At 31.8% G+C, this 21,285-nt stretch carries 24 protein-coding genes; 9 read left to right on the forward strand and 15 right to left on the reverse strand.

Annotation, left to right across the window (positions count from 1 at the left end; translation table 11 throughout):
- The first annotated feature begins 66 nt into the window (after positions 1–66).
- The gene (locus LC076_RS04745; protein ID WP_226666582.1) at positions 67–969 is read left to right on the forward strand and encodes a LysR family transcriptional regulator; all 903 of its coding nucleotides are present in this window, start codon (positions 67–69) and stop codon (positions 967–969) included.
- Positions 970–1,053: 84 nt separating this feature from the next.
- Here the strand turns inward: LC076_RS04745 and LC076_RS04750 are convergent, their stop codons facing one another.
- Complete coding sequence (locus tag LC076_RS04750; protein ID WP_226666583.1) at positions 1,054–1,935, reverse strand: LysR family transcriptional regulator; 882 nt, start codon at positions 1,933–1,935, stop codon at positions 1,054–1,056.
- Between the two features lie 117 nt (positions 1,936–2,052).
- On the opposite strand from LC076_RS04750, the gene LC076_RS04755 reads away from it, so the two are divergent.
- On the forward strand, positions 2,053–3,063 hold the full coding sequence (locus LC076_RS04755) for a YeiH family protein (RefSeq protein WP_226666584.1): 1,011 nt from the start codon (positions 2,053–2,055) through the stop codon (positions 3,061–3,063).
- Between the two features lie 109 nt (positions 3,064–3,172).
- Positions 3,173–3,355, forward strand: a complete 183-nt coding sequence (locus LC076_RS04760) for a hypothetical protein (RefSeq protein ID WP_226666585.1) — start codon at positions 3,173–3,175, stop codon at positions 3,353–3,355.
- Positions 3,356–3,697: 342 nt separating this feature from the next.
- Here the strand turns inward: LC076_RS04760 and LC076_RS04765 are convergent, their stop codons facing one another.
- Positions 3,698–4,480: a glycerophosphodiester phosphodiesterase gene (locus LC076_RS04765; RefSeq protein ID WP_226666586.1), complete on the reverse strand. Its 783-nt coding sequence runs from the start codon at positions 4,478–4,480 to the stop codon at positions 3,698–3,700.
- Between the two features lie 138 nt (positions 4,481–4,618).
- Between LC076_RS04765 and LC076_RS04770 the strand changes: the two genes are divergently transcribed.
- Together LC076_RS04770 and LC076_RS04775 are read left to right on the forward strand one after the other, a co-directional pair.
- Complete coding sequence (locus LC076_RS04770) at positions 4,619–5,377, forward strand: NADPH-dependent oxidoreductase (protein WP_226666588.1); 759 nt, start codon at positions 4,619–4,621, stop codon at positions 5,375–5,377.
- Between the two features lie 523 nt (positions 5,378–5,900).
- Entirely contained in the window at positions 5,901–6,050 is a 150-nt protein-coding gene (locus tag LC076_RS04775) for a hypothetical protein (RefSeq protein WP_226666589.1), read from the forward strand.
- Between the two features lie 80 nt (positions 6,051–6,130).
- Here LC076_RS04775 and LC076_RS04780 read toward each other — a convergent pair whose 3' ends face one another.
- The 3 genes from LC076_RS04780 to LC076_RS04790 form a co-directional block, all read right to left on the reverse strand.
- Positions 6,131–6,409 carry a hypothetical protein gene (locus LC076_RS04780; RefSeq protein ID WP_226666590.1) on the reverse strand — a complete coding sequence of 93 codons (279 nt, stop codon included), beginning with the start codon at positions 6,407–6,409 and terminating at the stop codon, positions 6,131–6,133.
- A gap of 28 nt (positions 6,410–6,437) precedes the next feature.
- Positions 6,438–8,780: an RNA polymerase recycling motor HelD gene (gene helD, locus LC076_RS04785; protein WP_226666591.1), complete on the reverse strand. Its 2,343-nt coding sequence runs from the start codon at positions 8,778–8,780 to the stop codon at positions 6,438–6,440.
- A gap of 438 nt (positions 8,781–9,218) precedes the next feature.
- Positions 9,219–9,863 carry a hypothetical protein gene (locus tag LC076_RS04790; RefSeq protein ID WP_226666593.1) on the reverse strand — a complete coding sequence of 215 codons (645 nt, stop codon included), beginning with the start codon at positions 9,861–9,863 and terminating at the stop codon, positions 9,219–9,221.
- A gap of 152 nt (positions 9,864–10,015) precedes the next feature.
- Between LC076_RS04790 and LC076_RS04795 the strand changes: the two genes are divergently transcribed.
- Positions 10,016–10,777, forward strand: coding sequence for a hypothetical protein (locus LC076_RS04795; RefSeq protein WP_226666595.1), 762 nt, complete (start codon positions 10,016–10,018; stop codon positions 10,775–10,777).
- A gap of 260 nt (positions 10,778–11,037) precedes the next feature.
- Here LC076_RS04795 and LC076_RS04800 read toward each other — a convergent pair whose 3' ends face one another.
- Positions 11,038–11,322, reverse strand: a complete 285-nt coding sequence (locus LC076_RS04800) for a hypothetical protein (RefSeq protein WP_226666597.1) — start codon at positions 11,320–11,322, stop codon at positions 11,038–11,040.
- Positions 11,323–11,643: 321 nt separating this feature from the next.
- Here LC076_RS04800 and LC076_RS04805 point away from each other — a divergent pair, with 321 nt between their 5' ends.
- Entirely contained in the window at positions 11,644–11,835 is a 192-nt protein-coding gene (locus tag LC076_RS04805; protein ID WP_226666599.1) for a hypothetical protein, read from the forward strand.
- A gap of 470 nt (positions 11,836–12,305) precedes the next feature.
- Here the strand turns inward: LC076_RS04805 and LC076_RS04810 are convergent, their stop codons facing one another.
- Together LC076_RS04810 and LC076_RS04815 are read right to left on the reverse strand one after the other, a co-directional pair.
- Positions 12,306–13,352 (reverse strand): aldose epimerase family protein, encoded by a 1,047-nt coding sequence (locus LC076_RS04810; RefSeq protein WP_226666602.1) that lies wholly within the window; start codon positions 13,350–13,352, stop codon positions 12,306–12,308.
- Positions 13,353–13,484: 132 nt separating this feature from the next.
- Entirely contained in the window at positions 13,485–14,276 is a 792-nt protein-coding gene (locus LC076_RS04815; protein ID WP_226666604.1) for an alpha/beta fold hydrolase, read from the reverse strand.
- Positions 14,277–14,676: 400 nt separating this feature from the next.
- Here LC076_RS04815 and LC076_RS04820 point away from each other — a divergent pair, with 400 nt between their 5' ends.
- Together LC076_RS04820 and LC076_RS04825 are read left to right on the forward strand one after the other, a co-directional pair.
- Positions 14,677–14,883 (forward strand): alpha/beta-type small acid-soluble spore protein, encoded by a 207-nt coding sequence (locus tag LC076_RS04820; RefSeq protein ID WP_226666605.1) that lies wholly within the window; start codon positions 14,677–14,679, stop codon positions 14,881–14,883.
- Between the two features lie 230 nt (positions 14,884–15,113).
- A complete protein-coding gene (locus LC076_RS04825) occupies positions 15,114–15,287 on the forward strand; it encodes a hypothetical protein (RefSeq protein WP_226666607.1) in 174 nt (57 codons plus the stop codon).
- Positions 15,288–15,396: 109 nt separating this feature from the next.
- On the opposite strand, the gene LC076_RS04830 is transcribed toward LC076_RS04825, so the two are convergent.
- From LC076_RS04830 to LC076_RS04860, 7 genes are all read right to left on the reverse strand, one after another.
- Positions 15,397–16,020 (reverse strand): CAP domain-containing protein, encoded by a 624-nt coding sequence (locus tag LC076_RS04830; RefSeq protein ID WP_226666608.1) that lies wholly within the window; start codon positions 16,018–16,020, stop codon positions 15,397–15,399.
- A 241-nt stretch (positions 16,021–16,261) separates the two neighbouring features.
- Complete coding sequence (locus LC076_RS04835; RefSeq protein WP_226666610.1) at positions 16,262–16,402, reverse strand: hypothetical protein; 141 nt, start codon at positions 16,400–16,402, stop codon at positions 16,262–16,264.
- Positions 16,395–16,583 (reverse strand): hypothetical protein, encoded by a 189-nt coding sequence (locus LC076_RS04840; protein WP_226666611.1) that lies wholly within the window; start codon positions 16,581–16,583, stop codon positions 16,395–16,397. Before LC076_RS04840 ends, LC076_RS04835 begins: the two co-directional genes overlap by 8 nt.
- A gap of 14 nt (positions 16,584–16,597) precedes the next feature.
- Positions 16,598–17,362, reverse strand: coding sequence for a 2-amino-3,7-dideoxy-D-threo-hept-6-ulosonate synthase (locus tag LC076_RS04845; protein ID WP_226666612.1), 765 nt, complete (start codon positions 17,360–17,362; stop codon positions 16,598–16,600).
- 19 nt (positions 17,363–17,381) lie between these two features.
- Complete coding sequence (locus LC076_RS04850) at positions 17,382–18,488, reverse strand: 3-dehydroquinate synthase II (RefSeq protein WP_226666614.1); 1,107 nt, start codon at positions 18,486–18,488, stop codon at positions 17,382–17,384.
- Positions 18,489–18,535: 47 nt separating this feature from the next.
- Complete coding sequence (locus tag LC076_RS04855; protein WP_226666615.1) at positions 18,536–19,297, reverse strand: amidohydrolase family protein; 762 nt, start codon at positions 19,295–19,297, stop codon at positions 18,536–18,538.
- Positions 19,298–19,339: 42 nt separating this feature from the next.
- Positions 19,340–21,283, reverse strand: a complete 1,944-nt coding sequence (locus LC076_RS04860) for a hypothetical protein (protein WP_226666616.1) — start codon at positions 21,281–21,283, stop codon at positions 19,340–19,342.
- Positions 21,284–21,285 lie beyond the last annotated feature (2 nt).

Genomic DNA, 21,285 nt, shown 5'->3' on the forward strand with positions numbered 1-21,285 from the left:
ATAAACAATATATAATTTAGATGAAATCAATCTATTTTTGATATGAATAGAGACTGGAGGCCAATAATGGAGTTACGTCAACTACGATATTTCATGGAAGTTGCAGAACGTGAACATGTATCTGAAGCTGCACAATACCTACATGTAGCTCAATCTGCGATCAGTAGGCAAATTGCCAATCTTGAATCTGAATTAGGAGTCACTTTATTTGAACGAGAAGGTAGAAATGTTAAACTCACGCCTATTGGAAAAGTGTTCTTAACACATACAAAAACAGCAATGAAGGCTATTGACTATGCCAAAAAGCAAATTGACGAGTATTTAGATCCAGAAAGAGGATCTATCAAAATAGGTTTTCCAACCAGCCTTGCGAGTCATTTACTACCTACTGTCATATCTGCATTTAAAGATAAACACCCTAACATTGCTTTTCATTTAAGACAAGGGTCATACAAATTTCTTATTGATTCTGTTATTAATAGAGAAATCGACTTAGCATTTATAGGACCCGTGCCATTAAACAATCCTGATGTTGAAGGAACTATTTTATTTACAGAAAGTATTTCAGCATTAGTACCTTCTTCACATCACCTTGCTTCTAAAAAAAGCATTTTGCTTAATGAATTAAGAAACGATTCCTTCGTCTTATTTCCACGAGGATTTGTTTTACAAGAAATTGTTGTTGAAGCTTGTAAGCAAGCAGGATTTGTACCTAATATTTCATCCGTTGGTGAAGATTTAGATGCAATAAAAGGACTCGTCTCTGCGGGTATGGGTGTTACATTATTACCTGAAAGTACATTTCATGAATCCATTCCAAGGTTTACTGTAAAAATACCTATTGAACTTCCATTAGTAAGAAGAACAGTGGGTATTATCGTATCAAAGAAAAGAGACCTTGCTCCATCAGAAAAGGTGTTTTACCAGTATGTGAAAGATTTCTTTTCTATGCTTGAGCAATACCAATAATTCGAGTGGATGGTTGGCAAATAAACAATTAGCCAACCATTTCCTCACTCTAATTTTATAAATCTAAAACAAGTTTCTTCTATATTAATAACTCTTCTTTAGTGCCTCTAAAAAAACAGTATTTAGTTTCTTCTCTCCACTTATAGGTGAAATCACATAGGAAAATTTTCGTTTAAACAATTCGTTCTTTGGTTTAATTTCGATCAACGCACCTTGTTCAAGTTCTCTTTTCACTGTAAAGAAAGAAAGAATGGATATTCCAAGTCCATTAATTACTGTTTCTTTCACACCCTGATTACTACTTATTGTTAATAAATCATTTATTTTAAGGCCATTTGATCGTATAAAATGTTCTAAATACTCCCTTGTTCCTGAACCACTTTCTCTACTAATCCACGTTTCACTTTGTAAATCCTCTGTTACAATATCGGTTTTTCCTTTTAAAGGATGATTTGGTGGCGCAATGATAATAAGTTCGTCTTCCATAAAAGGTTCTACGACGACATCTTTTTCATCTGTATTACCTTCGATCAAACCAATATCAACTTGAAATTGCTGTGTTAATTTTACTACTTCATGTGTATTACCTATCGTTACTGTAAAATTAAGATTTGGGTATTCCTTATACAACTCGGTTAATAAAGGTGGTAGAACATATTCTCCGATTGTAAAACTAGCTGCAATCTTTAACGTCCCTTTAATTGTGTTTTGCTGTTCATATATATCATTCTTAGTATTTTCATAGATTTGGACCATCTGTTTTGCTCTTTCAAACAAAATTTCACCTGAAGGAGTTATTTTCAAAAGTTTAGGCGACCGAATAAACAATTGTGTTTGAAATTCAGCTTCCAAGTTTTTAATGTGAACACTAACACTTGGTTGAGAAATACGTAATTTTTCTGCAGCCTTTGTAAAGTTTCTCTTTTCAACTACAGTTATAAATGTTTTTAAAGCATCATAATACAAACTTTACATCCCCTATTATTAAAAATATTAATAGTTATAATAACTTATCTATATTTTACTAATAACTAAAAGTTTTATAAAGTGTTTTTATTAAAAATATTTTTAGGAAGTGTTTATTTGACTGGATTATTTGTTATAAAATGGAAATACGAAAAGATTTTTTATGGGTTGTCCTTAATACTGTTTCTTTCAATTTTAGCTAGTTTGTTAGCAAAATTACCATTGTTATCAATTATGGGTCAACTTGTTTTAGCCATTTTGATCGGATTTGTTTGGAAAGAATTGATCGGAGTCCGAGAAGATGTGTTACCTGTAATAACGTTTTCTAGTCAGAAGCTATTACGATTAGGTATTATTTTGTTAGGGATGAGATTAAATTTACTTGATATTTATCAAGCAGGAGTAAATGTGTTTCTTCTAGCGTTATTTAATGTATTATTTACAATAATAACTGTCTATTTTGTAGGAACTTTATTTAAGATTGATAGCAAATTAAAAATATTAATTGCCTGTGGAACAGCTATTTGCGGGGCTGCGGCGGTTATGGCTATTTCTTCACAAATAAAATCAAATGCAAGAGATACAGCAACTGCAATAGGAATCGTTTGTTTGTTAGGCACAGTTTTCACAATAATATTTACATTTATCTATCCTTACTTCGGGTTTAATTCTTTGGAGTTTGGAGTATTTGTTGGAGGCACCTTACATGAAGTCGCACATGTAATAGCTGCGGCTGCTTCTGTTGATTCTGTTGCAACTGACATGGCAGTGATTGTTAAACTAACAAGAGTTGTTTTATTAGTGCCAGTAGCAATTATTATTGGTTTATTAGTTAATCCTTATAAAAAAGAAAAAAGCAAAAAATCGCCACTTCCTTTTCCCTGGTTTATTATCGGTTTTTTATTTATGAGCTTATTAAATACAGTTGGGTTCATTCCTACCCAAATTGGAATGCTATTAGTAAAGACATCTTATGTTTTAATGGGTATGGCAATGGTGGCATTGGGTCTTAATTTGGAATTCCAAGCATTAAAAACCAAAGGGAAGAGTGCTTTCATAACTAGTTTGATTGGAAGTGTGTTATTAACAATCATTAGTTATTTAGCCATCCGATATTTAACGTTCTAGTTAGCATCGACTTCTCACCAACAATAAATATTCTCTTACCGTGAATGATCTTCACGTATCAAGCACATAATAAACTTTACTAACAATTTGTGACAAGGAGTGTTGTTTGATGGAAAAAGAAAATTATCTTACAAATGCACCAAAGGAAGAAAAAATAACAGTACAAAATGATGAAACATTCCCTAATTTAAAGAGCATCGCTGGAGACTCAGTTGACGCACATAAAAATCAAGAAGTTGCCAACTCACTTATAGCTGAAAAAGAAATTGGACAACAGCAAGAAAATTTATAAGATAAAACATACTAATATAATTAAAGAAATCATTCATAATTAAACTGGAAACCCGGCTCGTTCTATTAGCTTCTGTTACTCTTATTCACCAAGGAGGAATCTGAGGCCTCAGATTCCTCCTGGCTCAGCTCTTCCTCCACTTCCCGTAGGAGCCTTTTAGTGCCTTCCACTCCATCCTACTAGTTTCTAAAAGTAGCACAAAAAATCTATCCATACAGCAAATAAACCACCGAATGATTAGGCGAAAGATTAATTGAAGTATCTTCTAATAATTGGGGTTTATCATTAGCTTAAGTACTTATGTTCTATCCTCTGTATTACAAGTCATAGGTCTTTATCTAATTATTCATTAAATTCTACTACATAATCAGGATAGTCTGTTACAATTCCATCTACTCCCGCATTAACCAAACCCTTTATCGTTTTTTTATCTTTCACAGTATACGGAATCACTTTAACATGATATGAGTGAACTTTTTTAACAAGTTTTTTTGTTATTAGCGATTTATTTGGATTTATATATTTTACAACTGATGTCCAATCTTTTAACTGAGCTTTTGAAATTCCATGTACACGATATTTGACAAGCAGTCCTAAGGGAATGCTTGGAGAAATTTTGTTCAATCTTTGTAATAGTTCAAAATCAAATGATTGAACGATTATCTGCGTTTCTTCTAGCTCTTCACCTATAACTTCTTTAATGAGTTTCGTTAATTTCTGTTCAATCCCAGGATAGATTGATGGATGTTTAATTTCTATTAAAATACCTATTTTTCCGTAAAAATCCAGCAGGACTTGCTTTAATGTTGGGACTTTTTCACCTTTAAATTTTTGATGAAACCATTCTCCCGCATCTAATTTTTCTAATTCACTATATGTAAAATTTTTCACCTCTCCAATACCGTTTGTTGTTCGATCCACTTTTTCATCATGAATAACAACGATTTGCCCATCCTTAGTTAATTGTATATCTAATTCAATATAATCAGATTTGAGTTCTTTTGCTTTATAAAAAGCTGCCATTGTATTTTCAGGTGCATAACCAGCTGCTCCACGATGAGCAACAACCAATAATTTATTTTTATTTTTTATTTTTTGTTTTAAAAATTTTTTAAAGGGGTTCATTATTTTTTCTCCTTTCATTCATAATTCAAAATCTTTGAATGATACAATAAATTAGCGTAGAGTAACATTATTGAAGAAGCACTTCTTATCCATCGTTACTTTTTAAAAACCTTGTTACACTTTATTGGAGGGATAAATATGAATGATGTTATTTCAACTTTAACAAGTCACCGCTCGTTTCGTAAATATAAAGAACAACAAATAACAGAGGAGCAATTAAATTCTATTCTTTCATCTGCACAATCAGCTCCTACATGGATACACGGTCAACAAGTTTCTGTAATAGTGATTCAAGACAAAGAACGTAAAGCAAAACTTGCAAATTTTTGCGGAAACCAAAACCATATAAATGAGGCACCAACCTTTCTCGTTTTTTGTGCTGATTTTAATCGTGCTAAAATAGCTAGTGACATTGAAAACGTACCATTCGCTGCATGTGACGATAGTGATGCACTGCTAGTTGGTGCGACTGATGTTGGGATTGCATTAAGTAACGCAATTGCTGCTTCAGAATCTTTAGGTTTAGGAACAGTACCCATTGGTGGAATACGTAAAAAACCATTGGATGTAATAGAATTATTAAAACTACCTAAATATGTAATTCCTATCGCAGGCTTATGTGTTGGGTATGGGTTAGAAGATCCTGGAATCAATCCACGTTTACCGAAAGATTCTTTTATTCATAAAGAAGAATATGATCATGATCAAAAATCATATATCAATATATATGATGAAACGTTTCGACAGCATCATCTTAATAAATCAAATGGTGATAGAGATGTAACATGGTCACATAGAATCTCAAGCTTTTATAAAGAAAAGCATTATAATAATAACTATTCCGAAGTTCCTACCATGCTAAAACAACAAGGATTTACTTGTAGTGATATGAAATAATAATTAGATAAAAGCACTAGCTTTAGGCAAATAAGAATAGAAGGTACTACTTTTTATCTTTTAATCTTATTTGTCTTAAAACCTAAGAAAAATGTTTTAAGTTTTCCCCTTATATCGATTGTATCTATACAACCGCACAATGGATAAAAATGAACCCTTAGTTCCAGTTCCCCAGAAAAATGTTAACATTATTTTTTAAAAGTTAACACTTATTCTCTAACTTATGCTTTAATATTTATAGAACAACTTCCTATTTATTTTTAAAATTGTTTTTTGGAGTAGCTAAAACTCTAGATGATTTCAGCAACTAACATTCGTTTCAAGCTCTCGGTGACTACGAAGTCAATAGCATTTTTAAACACTTTTTAGTCCTCCCTATAACTCGATTATCTTCTATAAATATAATCGTACAGTCTCAGGTAATTAAGAAAGTGACTTAAAAATAATTTATTTTTTAAAAAAGGTTTAAAAAAAGAATTTACAGGGTAATAGTAGATGATGAAATTGTATTGGAGGTATATAATTGTCTATGGATAATAATCGCATGGAAAACGTAAAAGAACAGGAACTTATTTCACTTGTTAAACAGGCTTTGAATTCTGATGTTAGTAAAGGAGAATTTAAAGAGTACATTGAAATGAAAAAAAAGGAATTAAAAAAACATATGAATTAAAAAATATGCAGGTAAACAATTTATGACTTTAAAAATTTTACCTGCTATTTTTGTATTAAAATAATTGGAGAAAGATACATTTATTTCATTTGTTTGAATCTTTCTATAAAATGCTGAGGACTTGTTTTAACTGTGTATGAATACATCCCTTTTGTTGTATGTAAATATAAAAAACCCATTTCAGCTGATAAGAAACGATAAGAAATATCTAGTACTTCTTCCAGTAAAAAAGAATCAAAAGTAGTAAAGACCCGTTCATAAGACAATGTGATTTTGTGTTCTTCTTCTTTATGCCACTGTGTATTGTCTTCAATTACTCTAGTCACTTTAATATAAGGTATGTTAGCGATAATTTCCACATTGCCCTCCTTCTTATAACGGTAATGCTCATTCTTCAATATAAAGTTCTTCTGAAATTTCACGTATAAATGGTGTTAGGTCACCTTCATAGAAAACATACAATTCATGCATTGCCCTTGTACATGCTGTATAAAATAGGTTTCTTACCGAATCATCTGTATACCTCTTATTTGAGGCATTAAAAATAATCACAGCATCAAATTCAATTCCTTTTGCTAGGTAAGCAGGAATGACGACAACACCTTTATCAAATTCATTACTTCGTTTATCTACTAAATAGATATCGATGTACTCCTTAAGTAAATCGTGAACAACAATACTTTCCTCTGCTGTTTTACATATAATAGCAATGCTTTGATAGTCATGAAATGACTTTAATTTTTCGTTTATACTCTTAACCATCTCTTCTTCTGATTGACTTTTTATCACAACAGGCTTTTGTCCATTTCGGTTAAAAGGAATGATTTCCTTCCCTTGACCTTCTAGCAAAGCACTTGTAAATTTAACAATCTCAAAAGTTGAACGATAACTTCTATTTAATTCGATTTTCTCCGTTTTATCTTCTTCAAACAGTTTCGTTAATGCACCTAATCCTGTATAAGACTGGTGAGCATATATAGCCTGATTTATATCACCAAGCACTGTCATTTTGGCATTTGGAAACAAGTGCTTTATAAATGAAAATTGAAATGCTGAATAATCTTGCGCTTCATCTATAAACACATATCTAACAGTTGTATTTACTTTAAATCCTTCTATTTTTTCTTTTAAATACAAATAAGGAGTTGCATCTTCATATGGCAATTTCCCATAATCAATTTCTTTAATGGAAAACGCACAGATTTTTTGCCACTCATCCTCCCCTATTAGAATTTGATCATCAGACAATAATTCTCTTGGAAGCTTAAATAATTGCTGATAAATTGCAGCCATATCAATAAAAGAATAGGATTTGATCGCTTTTTTTACAGATACCAAATTTCTTTTAACAACGTATTTACTTAGAAGTTCATGTTCACGGTCATAATCATCAAATGTTTCTTGAGTAAACCTCTTTTGTTTACTTAATTTTTCAAAGTAAAATTGATATTCATCTTTACTTAAAAATTGAATTTCTTCTTCTACCCAAGCTTTAGCTCGTTCACGTTTCTCAACTTCCTTTAACTCAGATAACAGCCATTCCATCACAAGCTTAATTCGATTTGTAATAGAAACTGTAGAATCCAATGAGTAAAAATAAGCATAGATATCTTTTGAATGAAACAATTCTTCTTGTCTAAAAAATATATCTTTAAAGATTAGCCCTTGTTTCCCTAAGTACGTAAGATAATCCTCAATCATATTCATATATTGAAAAGATGATTTAAATTTTGATGCCTTTTTGCGAATATCTAAATCTTCATCATTAATTGCCGTTAACATATACTCCATTTGAGAAAATAAATCTTCCACTTCAAATTTATCACCAAGTGAATGTTGTAAATAATTTTGAAATGTTGTTTGTTGCATATTTTCTTCCCCAAGCTCTGGTAACACATTTCGAATGTAACTGTTAAACATTGTATTTGGAGAAAATAATAGTATTTCTTCTGCTTCTAGTGTTTCACGATATTTATATAACAAGTAAGCAACTCGTTGAAGCGCAGCAGATGTTTTTCCACTTCCTGCAGCACCTTGAACAATCAATAGTTTACCTTTCTCGTTCCGAATTACTTTATTTTGCTCTTGCTGTATTGTTGCAACTATGCTTTTCATTTGTGAGTCAGATTGCTTTCCAAGTACTTCTTGAAGCAGTTCATCACCGATTGTTACGCCTGTATCAAACATTGCTTTTATCGTACCGTTTTTAATAATAAACTGACGCTTTAACTTTAATTCCCCACTAATAGTTCCACCGGGTGCCTTAAATTGAGCAGAGCCTAAACTATAATCATAATAAAGACTAGAAATAGGGGCACGCCAATCATAAACAAGAAATTCATCTGAATCACGATCAATATAAGAGGCAATACCTAAATAGATACTTTCTACTTCCTCTTCTCCATCTTCTATAAAATCAATTCGAGCAAAATAAGGTGTTTCAACAAGATTTGTTAAATTTTTATAATCTCGATCAAGATGTTTATGACGATGTTCTTTTTCTGCTAAAAATTCAGCCTGTTGTTTTATACTAGTAGCAGTCTCTCCTGCCTCAACAGCATCATCTAAGTTTACGGTTACATCTTCCCAGAAGTTTTTTCTAATTGAAACAATATCTGTTTTCATTGTTGATGTTTGTGCTTGAAGTGAAGATAATTCTTTTTTCATTTTCACTATAACATCATTTATTCTATCCTGTTCTTCGGTTAAATCTATATCAAATTGATCCATAGAAAACCCGCCTTGTTTAAATTAATTTATACACCTGTAAAAAAAGTTCTTATTTATACTCGATTCGAGGCATTCGAAAAAAATCCTACTTTCTAACCTATAAACTCAATTAGTTAAAATCTTGTATTCCATTAACTAATATAGATGAACAATAAGTCCTGAGAATGCTGTTTTTATTAGTTGGTAGTCATGTTAACATCCCTTTTTCAGCATAAAAGAAACATCTTAATAAAAACATCTTAAAGTAATTATTTTTACGTTAACACTTATACTTACACATCACAAATAAAAAATATTATAGACAAATTTTAACGCAAGTAAAATTGTTGTAGCACCAAGAGAAGAATGTCCAATATTATCGTAATAATTCTATAAAACAAACAAAAAGGTTGATGGTAGTTAAATTCATCTACATCAACCCTTTTTTGTATGCAATTATTATAAATCAAATTCTGACAATGAGTCCATATGGCTTGCTATCATAGCAATAATTGTACTAGCTTCTTCTTTGCTGAAGATAAAATTCGTTTCATCTTCTATTAAATCATCGTCATCTGTTTTAATTCGATTAATTCGTCGTAAAACTCCGTCTCCCGTTTCCTCCACAATCCCAAACTGATAAGTAACTTCTACTTCATCTTCATATTGAAAGGCTGTAACTTCAGGAGTTTCCCATTCCACATCAATTTCCTCAAAAATATCATCATCTTCCACAAAATATTCAGCCTGTTCATCCACAGTTTTAGCTTCATATCCCTCATCTAACTCATCATCATTCATATAATCATGAAAGGTTTCATGAACAGCATCAATAATATCTTCTATGTCTGAAAGAAGAGTTCTAGAAGTTTGTTCGAATTCTAAGTCAAAGGTTTCAAAATAAAATTCTTCATTATGCGGATCAAAAAATAATGTACAAAAATAATCACGATCTTCATCTTCGGTTAGGACAAAAAATTCAATTCTAGGATGTTTTGCACCGCGATCGATTGACATATGACCGACCTGATCATACTTTTCACATATTGATTCAAGATGCTCCTGCAATTCACTGCTCACACGGTCAAACCATTCTAAACTCATCTTTATACCACCTTTACATTATCGTCAAATATAGTATGCCCTTCTTTTTCAAAAAAACATATCTTTATATGGTAAAAATAATAATCAATCAAATAGGTAAACACATATGATATTAGCAGCATTGAAATTTCAGCTGAGAGGAGTGAATTATTTTGGTATATATTAAGAATAAAGCAAACCCTAGGCTATATAAACAACCTAGAGAAATATATGTTAAATCTAACCAAAAATGCTTTCGTAAAAATGCAATAGAAGAATTTCTTAAAAACCAAGATAAAGTAAACAAATCACTAGAAAGATCAAACTCAGAAGTTAACAATTTATTAACCATCACAAAATCGGATCAACAAGAACAATTCAACCACCTCATAGCACAACTTGAACAACAAGAAATTCGCACAACTCCTCTAATCGATAACCTTAATAAACAAGAAAAAGCTTATGAACTGTTTTTACAACGTTTAAATAATTTAGACAAATTAAATCATGATTTGTTAAATAAATATGAAGAACATGAAGTAATTAACCAAGCAATGGTTGATCAGTTAACAATACAAGATAACTCCATTCAAAAAGTGTCAAAAAACATGGACCTATATTATGATCTTCAGAAAGATTTAAACAGCCAATTAGATGAACAACATAAAACGAATGAAGAAATATTAATGGCACTCGAGTTACAAGAAGCATTTCATAAAACCATTTTAGAAAAATTAGATCAACAAGATGCTTTGAACCAAAAAACAGCTAGAGAACTAGATACACTAAAATCAACATTATTTGAGAGAATTAATTTTGTTGTTGAGAAACTTGAAGATAACTACAAACACATTGTCAGTTATGTTAGTAAGCTCTTTAAAAAAGACCAGAAAGTTGTTTCTTCAGAGGAAAAGGAAACAGTAGGCAGCAAATAATTAATTGCAATATTATAAAGTTGAGGAATATATTCACATAAGCTGAAGTAACACAGCACAACCTGTGATTGTGGTACTTCAGCTATTTTCATGTAACTATATGTAGATTTATTTCTAAAATTTTTATAACTTGTGAAACCGCTCGACATCAATCTTCTTAAGAGCAAGCCTATCAGTAGTGCTTTCAGTATCTTTTCATAAAAATCAGTCAAATTATTCATCTAACCATATATAACTGTATTAACAAATCTTAGAAAACACTAACATTCGAAATGCTCACCGTAAACCATTGATAACATCTGATGGGAATCATTTGCAGAAATTTCTTCATATTGTTTTGCAAAACTTTTTAAGCTATCACAAAAACCAACATTATCGTCTCCCACTCCTTCAGACCAGCTAACAAAATTTCGAAAATCCTCTAATGGATCATATGATTCAAATCGTGCGACAACATCTGAAGGATTTCCTAATGTTGAAACTTCAATTCCATTGTACGAACTTGGATTGTTTTCATTAGATTTAACACATGCATAAAAAATCATCTAACTAATCTCCTTTTTTGTTGTTACTTTTTCTTAGTTTTTACAAAATATAAAAAAATATGTTTTAAAAGTTTAAAGTAACTTTAAATCGCTAGGTTGAAATTGATATTTGTTATATACATTAAAAATAGTTACTCCTTTCGCTTTCTATCATCAGACTTTAAAGCAACGTTTTTAAGTAAGCAGAGTATAAAGTTCCTATCTGAAATGTTTATATAAATCCAAAATTAAATTTTCTATGTCTAAAATTCCAACAGTTTTACATAGAGTTTTCACAAATATGGGGAAGACTAAAAAGAAAATAATAAGGAGGGATTATGTATGCCTGAGAAGCTTCCAGAATTTGTACATAGTGAATATTTTGTAGATGAACCTGGCAATTGGCATTTTAAAGAAGGCGCACCCAAAGAACTACAAAAGGAATTACAATCCTATTTACAATCATTGAATACGATTCAAGACGAACCTGGTACAGTTGATAGTATCCATGTACCATATCCGTATGGAGATTAAAATTAAATAGAAAAGAAGCTGGGACAGAAGTATTTAAGCTAATGATAAACCTGAAATATTAGGAGAATTAATTATTCGCCTAATATTTCGGGTTTTTAGTTGCTGTCTTCAATTAAGTTGCATACAATTTTTAAGAACTAGTGGAATGGAGCGGAAGACATTTGACTCCTGCGGGTGCAGAGGAAAGGCTAAGACCCACAGGCGCGCAGCTTACGAGGAGGCTTAGCTTCCTCCCCGCGGAAAGCAAATGTCTGCAGCGCAATGGAACGAACTTGTTTCTTTCAACTTAACTAAATTTAGATTTATTCGTCTTTTTGTATGACAAAGGTTGGTACATCCAAATTCATAATAGTTGTTTAAAGTGGGAAAATCTACCCGACTTGGGAAAACATGTGTCTGAAAAGATTATAAAACGATTTCGTTACTTCTTACCAATTCAACAAAGTATGCGGAGATCGCCTTTAATCATTTTAGATTCTTGTGAATTTATATGTTGTTGATGTTTTGTATTCTTCACCAACATCTAAAATACAAGGTTTAAAGGTAGGTTGGTTGATTGAATCAGGTAAGCCTTGTGTTTCAAGGCAAATTCCTAAATATTTTTCAGCTTGTACTCCTCTAATAGAAAAATCCCCTTCTAACATGTTAGAAGTATAGACAACTACACTTTCCTCATCAGTTTCAATAATTAGTTTGCGTCCGCTTTCATCATCCTCAAGCACAATTTCTTCATTGTGATTTTCGGTTAAAAGAAATGGATGATCAATTCCTTGACCTACTTTCTTTATCTGATCATCTTCTGAAAGTATTGCCTCATTTAATTTTTTTCCATCAACAAAATCAAAAGGACTATTTTTGACACTAAGAAGTTTTCCTGTTGGTAAAAATAGATCATCTAACTCCAAGTATTCATTACTTTTTAATTTGAGTTTGTGAGCCATGATATCTCTTTTTGTATTTCCACTTAAATTAAAGTATGTGTGATTTGTCAAATTAATAAGAGTTTTCTTATCAGTTGTTGCAGAATATGTAATTGTTAATTCATTTTCGTTGTTTAGTATGTAGGTAGCATATACCGTTACATTACCTGGATAGCCATTTTCACCATCTTTACTTTCATATGAAAATTGTATACCCACTTCATTTTCATTTTCGATTTTTTTAGCATTCCAAACTTTTTTATCAAATGAATTTGGTCCACCATGCAAATGATTTGTATTTTCATTTTGTGGTAGATTATAGGTTTCACCATCCAATTCAAATGTACCCTTCTTAATTCTACCCGCAACTCTTCCTACGATGGAACCAAAATAAGGCGAATATTCTAGGTAATCCTCGACTGTATCAAAACCCAATACAATATTTTCATATTTCCCATTTTTATCAGGAGTCTCTATACTTGTAATAATGCACCCTAATGTTATACAGTTCATTTTAAAGCCATGATCGTTTTCCATTTGATAAGAATAAACAGTTTCACTATTACATTCGCCAAATTTCTCTTGAGTTATCTTCATAAATATCCCTCTCCTTATCTCTTTCTAAAGTGTTAATATTTGCTATATAAAAGCAACCAAATTCATCCTATTATTATAACTTTACGGAATAAAAACAACAATGATTTCATTTATAAGCATAAAATTCTTAAATCAAATCCCTTTATTTTCAATCGTTCCATTTATATACTTTATGATTTCTTCATTTGCTAATTTCCACCTTTTTGTTGGTACTTGATGATTTGTATGCTTAAAATAAACAATTCTATATTTCTTAATTTGCTTTTTAAAGTAGGCATTATATTTATTTATTAAATCTGACTTAGTACCATACATCAATAAAACTGGAATACTAATTTTGTGCAAATCATTGATAAGATTAATATGAAGCACTTCTTGATAATATTGATACCAAACATTTTTCTGAGATTTTAACATATGATTGAAAAGCAATTTCTGTAACTTTTTATTTTTCGTATGACTTAAAGCTAATATTTGTGCTAAAAACTTTCGATGATGTTTGACCATATATGACCCTGCTTTATGCTCCCATTGTAAAAAGGTATTTAATACTGCGGGATATCCTCCAAATAAAATTAAACCTATCACTCTCTCTTTAAAATGAATACTTAAATATTGCGTTATGGCTCCACCTGCTGAATATCCACATAAAACAGCTTTATCAATCATTAACTTATCCATTAAAGCGATTATTTCTTCTGCATAATAATGGATTGAAACATTATTTGAATGGATTTTTGAACTATCACCATGACCTGATAAATCAGGTATAATCAACCTCATATTCTTTTTTAGTTTTTGTTGATAATAAAAAACATGCCTCCCCATACCTGGCGGGTGAACAAAGATAACAGGAGTTCCTTTACCAAGATCTTCATACGTAATTTGATTACCATTTTCCAAAATAACACTATCACTTGGCACTTAATTAACCACCTTTTATATATTTAAACGATGTTAAAGCTTTTAAGGTTTGGTAGTTCCGCTTAGAGAAGAGTGAAAAAAGGATATACCTTAATGTTTCGAAAAGACTTCCGTTTCCACCCAAAAGGAAGCGAATACATACAAATAGCAATTTTATTTTTTTGTAGTATTCCACATTGTTTTAACGTTAACCCTATTTCATTGGAAAAAATTTCTCTAATTAAATGAGTATATATTAATCATTTCGTGAAATATTAATTATCAACATCGATTACAGCCATTACTTATTTCAGAAGAAAATATTCAATGCATTTTATTTGGGTTAACCTAGTTGGTTAACGGTTTGGTGCAATTCCAGACTAACCCACCAAAATAATACTCATGAAGGAGATGGATTTATATGGCAAGCAACAGTAATAACAACAATTCTAATCAATTAGTGGTACCTGGTGCTTCTCAAGCAATCGACCAAATGAAGTATGAAATCGCTAGTGAATTTGGCGTTAACCTTGGTGGAGAAACTACATCACGTGCAAATGGATCTGTTGGAGGAGAAATTACAAAACGTTTAGTTTCTTTTGCAGAACAACAATTAGGAAGCAAATAATCATTTCTAACTAAATAATATATATGGCATAAAGAGGCGACTCACTTGAGTCAGCCTCTTTTATTATGGATGTTTTCACACCAAACTTTGGTTACATAACAACAATCGTTCAGAAAAGAGTCTTTATTTTTTATTGATTGAGACAACACCCTATATTTTCAAGCATTAAAATATCCAAACCTTGGTTACGATAGTAAAGAATCAAATTTAAAAAGTGGAGTTGATTATTAATGGTAAATGAAAACTTTGATGAGTTTATTAAATCAGAAACAAAACACAAATCTAAATATGTAAATTCTACACATACGTCATATAAAATCAATGATGAAGAAAATAACAATAGAAGCGATACAGATGTGTCTGTCGGAGCAGAAGGTAGAAACGTCTTTAAAGATGAACAATAAATTCTTCCTCTATAGGATCGAGGTATTAAAAACAACACATTAATCTAAAAGAAACAGCAAAAAAAATAGAGGATGGAAGCTTTAAGCTTCATCCTCATTTTTTTATCTGTTATCTACCTTTTATAAACATTTGTACCCAAGCACCATGATAAAACCCAACACCAATCGCATCATATTCTGGTTTAAGAATATTCGCTCTGTGACCTGAAGAATTCATCCACGCATTCATAACTTCTTGTGGTGTTTTTTGACCTTTTGCGATATTTTCACCTGCATTAGAATAGCTAATCCCAAATGTTTTTAACATATCAAATGGAGATCCGTAGTTCGGACTCGTATGTGAAAAATAATTTGAGTTAATCATGTCTTCAGCCTTCTTTTGGGCTACATTTTTTACATCAGCACGATGTGTAAGTGCTCTTAAACCAACCTTTGCACGTTGTTGATTTACTAGTTGCACAACTTGTTCTTCAAAACTACTAACACTTTTTGCCGATGGTTTTAAACGAATAACTTCACCTACATGCATGTTTCTTGGTTCGATTGAGGGATTCAGTTCCATTAATCTTTTATAATCGAGTCCATAACGCTGTGCAATATACCAAAATGTGTCACCTTTTGATACTTTATAAAATTCAAAAGGTGGCTCTTTAAACGTCTTAATTTGACCGTGTGATACTGCTGGCATTAATAATAGAAGAACAAAAGTTAGAGTTAATAATTTTTTTAGCATATTTTCACTCCTATGTATTTTATTGTTTATTTTTACACCCATTTTAGTTTGGCTTACATTGAAAATTTCATACATGAATTTTTAATTTGTACATATCTGATAGATACGTTAAAAACGAAAGCTAGAATTTTCAGGTGAAATAAGAATAATAAAAGCGTGAATTCTAATTAGAATTCACGCCTTTATTTACTATTTACAGCCCTATTAAAACCTATATGAACCTGTTTTTCCCGCTATACATTCAAGGTAATTGAATATTTAATGATTTTAACATGTGATAAACAGCTTTTTGAATTTCTTCTGACTGATTGTCACTATTTAATGCACTGTTAATTTGTTCTTTAAAGGTAGCAACCACTTGTTTAATTTCTTTTTTATCCATTTTCCTTGTTCAATCCTTTCAGTTTTTCAGTGATTTTTTCTATAGGAATTTGTATGCCTAGTCCTTCAATCATCTCAAATACTGTCGCTTGAATTTCTTCACTTGTTGCTCCATTTTGTTTTAATTCTTTAATTTTACGAGATAGATCTCCTGCTGCGTTATTTAATTTATTGTTATCCATTCTATCAAATCACCTCACTTTTGATCTAAAATTGATCGAATACTTGCACATAGCTTTCCGGGATTTTCGTCTTGGAAAATGTTACGACCAATAGATATGCCATTGGCACCAGCACTTACTGCATCATCTATCATTTCTAGGAGATCATCATTAGAAGACAGTCTCTCTCCACCAGCAATTAATACAGGAATTTTTACACCTGAAACCACATCTTTAAAACTTTCAGCAGAGCCACTATAATTTACTTTCACAATATCTGCGCCTAACTCTTCAGCAACTCTTGCTGCATGACGAATTCTCTCCGGATCAAACTCGTGTTGTTTTGATCCATCACGTACATACATCATTGCAAGTAATGGGATACCCCATTTATCACATTCTTCAGCAATTAAACCTACATCCCGAATTTGTTCTGCTTCAAATGGGGAGCCTAAATTGACATGTGTCGATATTGCTGTAGCACCTAATCGAATTGAATGCTCTACTGAAGAAACGACTTCCTTTCTAGTAGCTTGAGATTCTGGAGCAAGTGCTGTAGAAGCTGATAAATGAACAATTAATTCTCCTTTATTTGAGCCAATTGTTTCTGTAAGATAACGAACAAGACCTTTATGCACAACTACTGCGTCAGCACCACCTTCAAAAACAGCTTTCACAGTATTATTAATTTCAGCTAAACCTTTAACAGGTCCAATAGTTATTCCATGATCCATTGGGACAATTAATAGTTTGTCAGAATGGTGATAAAGCTTTTTTAGACGTATTTGTTTACCTGACATAATAAAACTCCTCTTCTATTTATCTCTCAATGATCGTTTCACTAACTTTAACCCCAACATGTCGTCCTGGCTCACAAACATAAGATAATAACTCATCACCAGGTTGGATCGTAGAAGCATTTCGAGGCTTTCCATCAGCACTCATGATGCGGATATGCCAATCATCCTGTACGATCACATTAAGTTCACTTTCTCCTACTTTTCCTTTAATTAATAACATTGGACGCACTTCTGTTTTAATTCGCCCGACTGTTAACACACGTGTCTCACCCTTTGTATTAACACAAAGAACTTTATCACCCGCTTTTAAATCACTTAAATATTCTGCAGCATCTTCTGGTTGCCAAACATAAGAATGAACGGCACCTGCATTTACTCTGAATGGTCTTAAGTTCATATAAGGAAGATAATGAGTTTCAGAACAAACAAATACACCACCACCTGAAGTTGAACCGATAATCATTCCTTCATCCTGCTTCATAATTCCAGTTGTATCTATACATGCACGTACGCCCATTCCAGCATGAACTACTTCTGTGACTACCATTGGGTGTAATTCTAAACTCGGTAAAGCTTGTTTTGACATAAATGCAGTGAGTCTCTTAACCTCGTCAACATTAGTTGTAGCAAATAATACTCCATCACTACCTTTCTCTAATGTTCCATAGGCAATCTCTGTATCAATAGCTGTATTAACTGCTCTTAATAAAACAGTATTACTTTCTTCAAGTCTTGCAATAATTAATTCCAATGGAATATTTGTTGGTAAATCAAAATCTACTGCCGCAAAATCAAACTCACTTGCTTCTCTTGAACAACGTTCCAACATTTCACGATCATCTACAGAATAAAAAATACATGTTTTGTAATCACGTTTTTTTGCTTCTTCTAATAATGATTTATTGTCAGAAAAAACAACATCCTCTGAAGGCACTTCTTCTAGTTCATCTACATTTGTTACTTCTGTAATGAAAGACATTTTCTGAGGGAAATAACCATCTTGACGCTGTTGAACTGTTACTAATGCCTTATCAATAGGAGAATGATTAATTAACTCCCATACATCCATGTTTTCTACTGAAACTCCTCTTCCGTCATACCACACTTGTCTTTGTTTCTGTTGCATTTAATTAGCTCCTTCCAATTTCACCTAGATTATTCGTTTTTTTAACACTAAATATCTAATAAATGTTTTATATTTCCACTTACTATTTCTTCTCTCTGACGATCATTTATTTGCAGCTTCATGATTTTCTCTAATTCTATACCAGGGTGTGATAATGGATATTCTGAACCAAAGATTATTTTTGAAGAACCAACTTTTTTCACAGACTCCTGTATATGAAGAAAATTACCAGTCGATGTTTCCAAGTAAAAATTTTCTAAACTTTTTGCAGCTTCCAACGCCTCTTGATCTGCCGGACCAAATCCCATATGACCAATAATGAAATTAGTTTTTGGAAATTGCTTTGCCAGCTGAATAAACTTAACTGTTGATGCACCTGGACTATAAACAACATGTGAATATAGCGGAAAGCCATAATCGCCACATAAAGAAGCTAAACTTGTAATTCCTTTTGATGAAAAAGAAAACTGATGTGACATTGGAGAAAGTTTTAACCCTTTAAAGCCTTGTTTCTTCCCCTTCTCAAGCTGTTGATCTACATCTTTGTCATGTGGGTTAATACAAATAAAACCATGAATATTTTTGTTTGCTTTACAAGCTCTTTCAACATATTGGTTATCAGGAATAGGATTTTCTGGTTTTGCTCGACCTGTAATATATTCTGTCATTTTTCGAACATCCAGCATTGCACCTGGAACAGCTACAGCTTGATCAATACCGACTTCTTTCATTAATTTAAGGTACATTTCTGTATTTCCATATTCTGTGTTTGATAAGTGGGCATGTGCGTCAATAATCAATTTTTTCACCTCGATTCCCATAAAATTTCTTATAGCATTTACAATCATTTGTTACTCGAATGCCATTCCTAGACCTTTTAAACGGTGTATATATTCTGAATTAGAATCTTCTTTATACAACGCCTGCCATGTTTTTTCAGCTTGATCTTTGAAATTGGTTTTTTTATATAAATGACCTAAATCAAAAAGTAGTTTCAAGTATTGCTGCTTAGAAATTGGAGGATTTTCTCGATTTTGTTCGTATGCTGATTTTACTGATTTAAAATCCTTTATAGCTTTATCACTGGTATGAAAAAAACCTTCAGGAAGTGATTGATAGATGACACCTCTTAAATATTTCAATTCTGGATGATCTGTTTGAATAGAAACGTTTAATAACTTTATACCTTGAATGGTATCTTTAAACATTTCTTGTGGGTCATTAGCAAATTTACCCATAAGTGCCACAGATGCTGCATAATACGTTTGAGCAATTTCACATTCTGAAAATGCATCTTTCGCTTTTCCCCAAGCTTCTAGACTCTGTTCTGCAGCAATTTTACAACCCTTAGCAGCTATTTCATGCATTTCTTTTGCCTTTTCATACAACTTATCTTTAGTAGCCACTGAAAGAGTGCGCACATCGATCTTTTTATAAGAATAAATTTCTTTTTTCTCTTTTAACTTGGCTTGTAATTCCCTATTCGGATTTAACTTTTTTAACTTATTCCAAGCTTCTTCCGCTTCTTTGAGCATGTCTAACTTTTCATAAGCAATACCAAGATCGAAAAGTAATTGATGGTGTATGTCTGAGCCTTTTTCATTAATAAATGTGTGGTTTTTTAAAACATATTCAATATCTGAAACGGCTATTGCAGCTCTTCTAAAGAATAACTCTGGAATCCTTAGACTCTGTTTTGCACGAATTAGCTTTAATTCACAAGAATTAGGATGTTCATTTATCAGACTATCCATCGCTTTCATAGCTTTTATAGCAGCACCAAACATTTCATAGGTGTTAATAGAATCTCTACCTACCATCGATTGCAAATCAATATAATACATTTCTACTTCTGGAGATGTATTAGTTAACACAAACACCTCGAAGAAATTCAGCGCTTCTTTTACTTCATCGACTGTTCCATTTAAGGCTTTGTTATAAAAGGTAAAAGCCTCTTTTGTCATCCCATCTTTTAAACTAGTTGAGCTTTCACTATTATTCTCACTTGCTAAATCATTATCTACCATAGCTGGATTTTTCATTTCTTTAAAAGCTTTTAATTTTTCTTGGTAGTTATTTGCAGAATCAGGTTGATTTGTGCGTCTATATACATCTACTAAATTTTTTAAAATCTCGACATATTCTTCATCTTTCAATATGGTCGAATCTTGTTCATAAGCTTCAACCATATAGGAAAAATCCTCAATTGCTGTTGCTGATCGTTGAAAATATAAATCAGGAAGTCGGTATGCTACATGACCTCTTAAAAATCTACCAACTATAAATTTCGGATCTAATTCAGCTACCTCATCTAGATGTTTTAAACCCTCAAGAGCAAACTTCATTTTATCTGTAACACTGTGTGCATCTCTTGCTAGTAAACTAATTGCACTTCCAAAGTATGCTTTAATTTCTTTTGAATCAGGATCTTGTTCATATAATTCTTTTAAGAGAGAATGAGCTTTTTTTACTGACTGCTTATTTCCTTTTATTCCAGCTTCATGTTCTTGTATAGCCTCTTTTAATAAATTTGGTCTTTTTTCTGTGCTTTTATTAGATGCCACTTTGTCTTTATTTTCAATCGGAACTTTTTTTGTTTGGTTTTGATTAGTTTGATGACCACTTTGCTTCTTACTATTTACTGGATTGTCTTTTAATTTTAATGAACGAGGAAGTGGTTTGGAATGTGATGCCTCATTTTCCTCAACAACTTCTTTTGATAAAACTGTTTTGGATATATAAGGATTTCTCTTAACTAATGTTGCTAACAACATTTCTCTCTTTTTTCTTGTCAAGA

The organism is Metabacillus litoralis, assembly GCF_020524045.1.
Taxonomy (GTDB): domain Bacteria; phylum Bacillota; class Bacilli; order Bacillales; family Bacillaceae; genus Metabacillus; species Metabacillus litoralis_C.

Excerpts from the sequence above, each read along its gene's own strand:
- LC076_RS04830 (WP_226666608.1), bottom strand. The coding sequence starts at position 16,020 with ATGCTAAAAAAATTATTAACTCTAACTTTTGTTCTTCTATTATTAATG.
- LC076_RS04840 (WP_226666611.1), bottom strand. The coding sequence starts at position 16,583 with ATGGATAACAATAAATTAAATAACGCAGCAGGAGATCTATCTCGTAAA.
- LC076_RS04835 (WP_226666610.1), bottom strand. The coding sequence starts at position 16,402 with ATGGATAAAAAAGAAATTAAACAAGTGGTTGCTACCTTTAAAGAACAA.
- LC076_RS04810 (WP_226666602.1), bottom strand. The coding sequence starts at position 13,352 with ATGAAGATAACTCAAGAGAAATTTGGCGAATGTAATAGTGAAACTGTT.
- LC076_RS04765 (WP_226666586.1), bottom strand. The coding sequence starts at position 4,480 with ATGAACCCCTTTAAAAAATTTTTAAAACAAAAAATAAAAAATAAAAAT.
- LC076_RS04850 (WP_226666614.1), bottom strand. The coding sequence starts at position 18,488 with ATGCAACAGAAACAAAGACAAGTGTGGTATGACGGAAGAGGAGTTTCA.
- LC076_RS04760 (WP_226666585.1), top strand. The coding sequence starts at position 3,173 with ATGGAAAAAGAAAATTATCTTACAAATGCACCAAAGGAAGAAAAAATA.
- LC076_RS04745 (WP_226666582.1), top strand. The coding sequence starts at position 67 with ATGGAGTTACGTCAACTACGATATTTCATGGAAGTTGCAGAACGTGAA.
- LC076_RS04820 (WP_226666605.1), top strand. The coding sequence starts at position 14,677 with ATGGCAAGCAACAGTAATAACAACAATTCTAATCAATTAGTGGTACCT.
- LC076_RS04800 (WP_226666597.1), bottom strand. The coding sequence starts at position 11,322 with ATGATTTTTTATGCATGTGTTAAATCTAATGAAAACAATCCAAGTTCG.
- helD (WP_226666591.1), bottom strand. The coding sequence starts at position 8,780 with ATGGATCAATTTGATATAGATTTAACCGAAGAACAGGATAGAATAAAT.
- LC076_RS04790 (WP_226666593.1), bottom strand. The coding sequence starts at position 9,863 with ATGAGTTTAGAATGGTTTGACCGTGTGAGCAGTGAATTGCAGGAGCAT.
- LC076_RS04770 (WP_226666588.1), top strand. The coding sequence starts at position 4,619 with ATGAATGATGTTATTTCAACTTTAACAAGTCACCGCTCGTTTCGTAAA.
- LC076_RS04825 (WP_226666607.1), top strand. The coding sequence starts at position 15,114 with ATGGTAAATGAAAACTTTGATGAGTTTATTAAATCAGAAACAAAACAC.
- LC076_RS04845 (WP_226666612.1), bottom strand. The coding sequence starts at position 17,362 with ATGTCAGGTAAACAAATACGTCTAAAAAAGCTTTATCACCATTCTGAC.
- LC076_RS04805 (WP_226666599.1), top strand. The coding sequence starts at position 11,644 with ATGCCTGAGAAGCTTCCAGAATTTGTACATAGTGAATATTTTGTAGAT.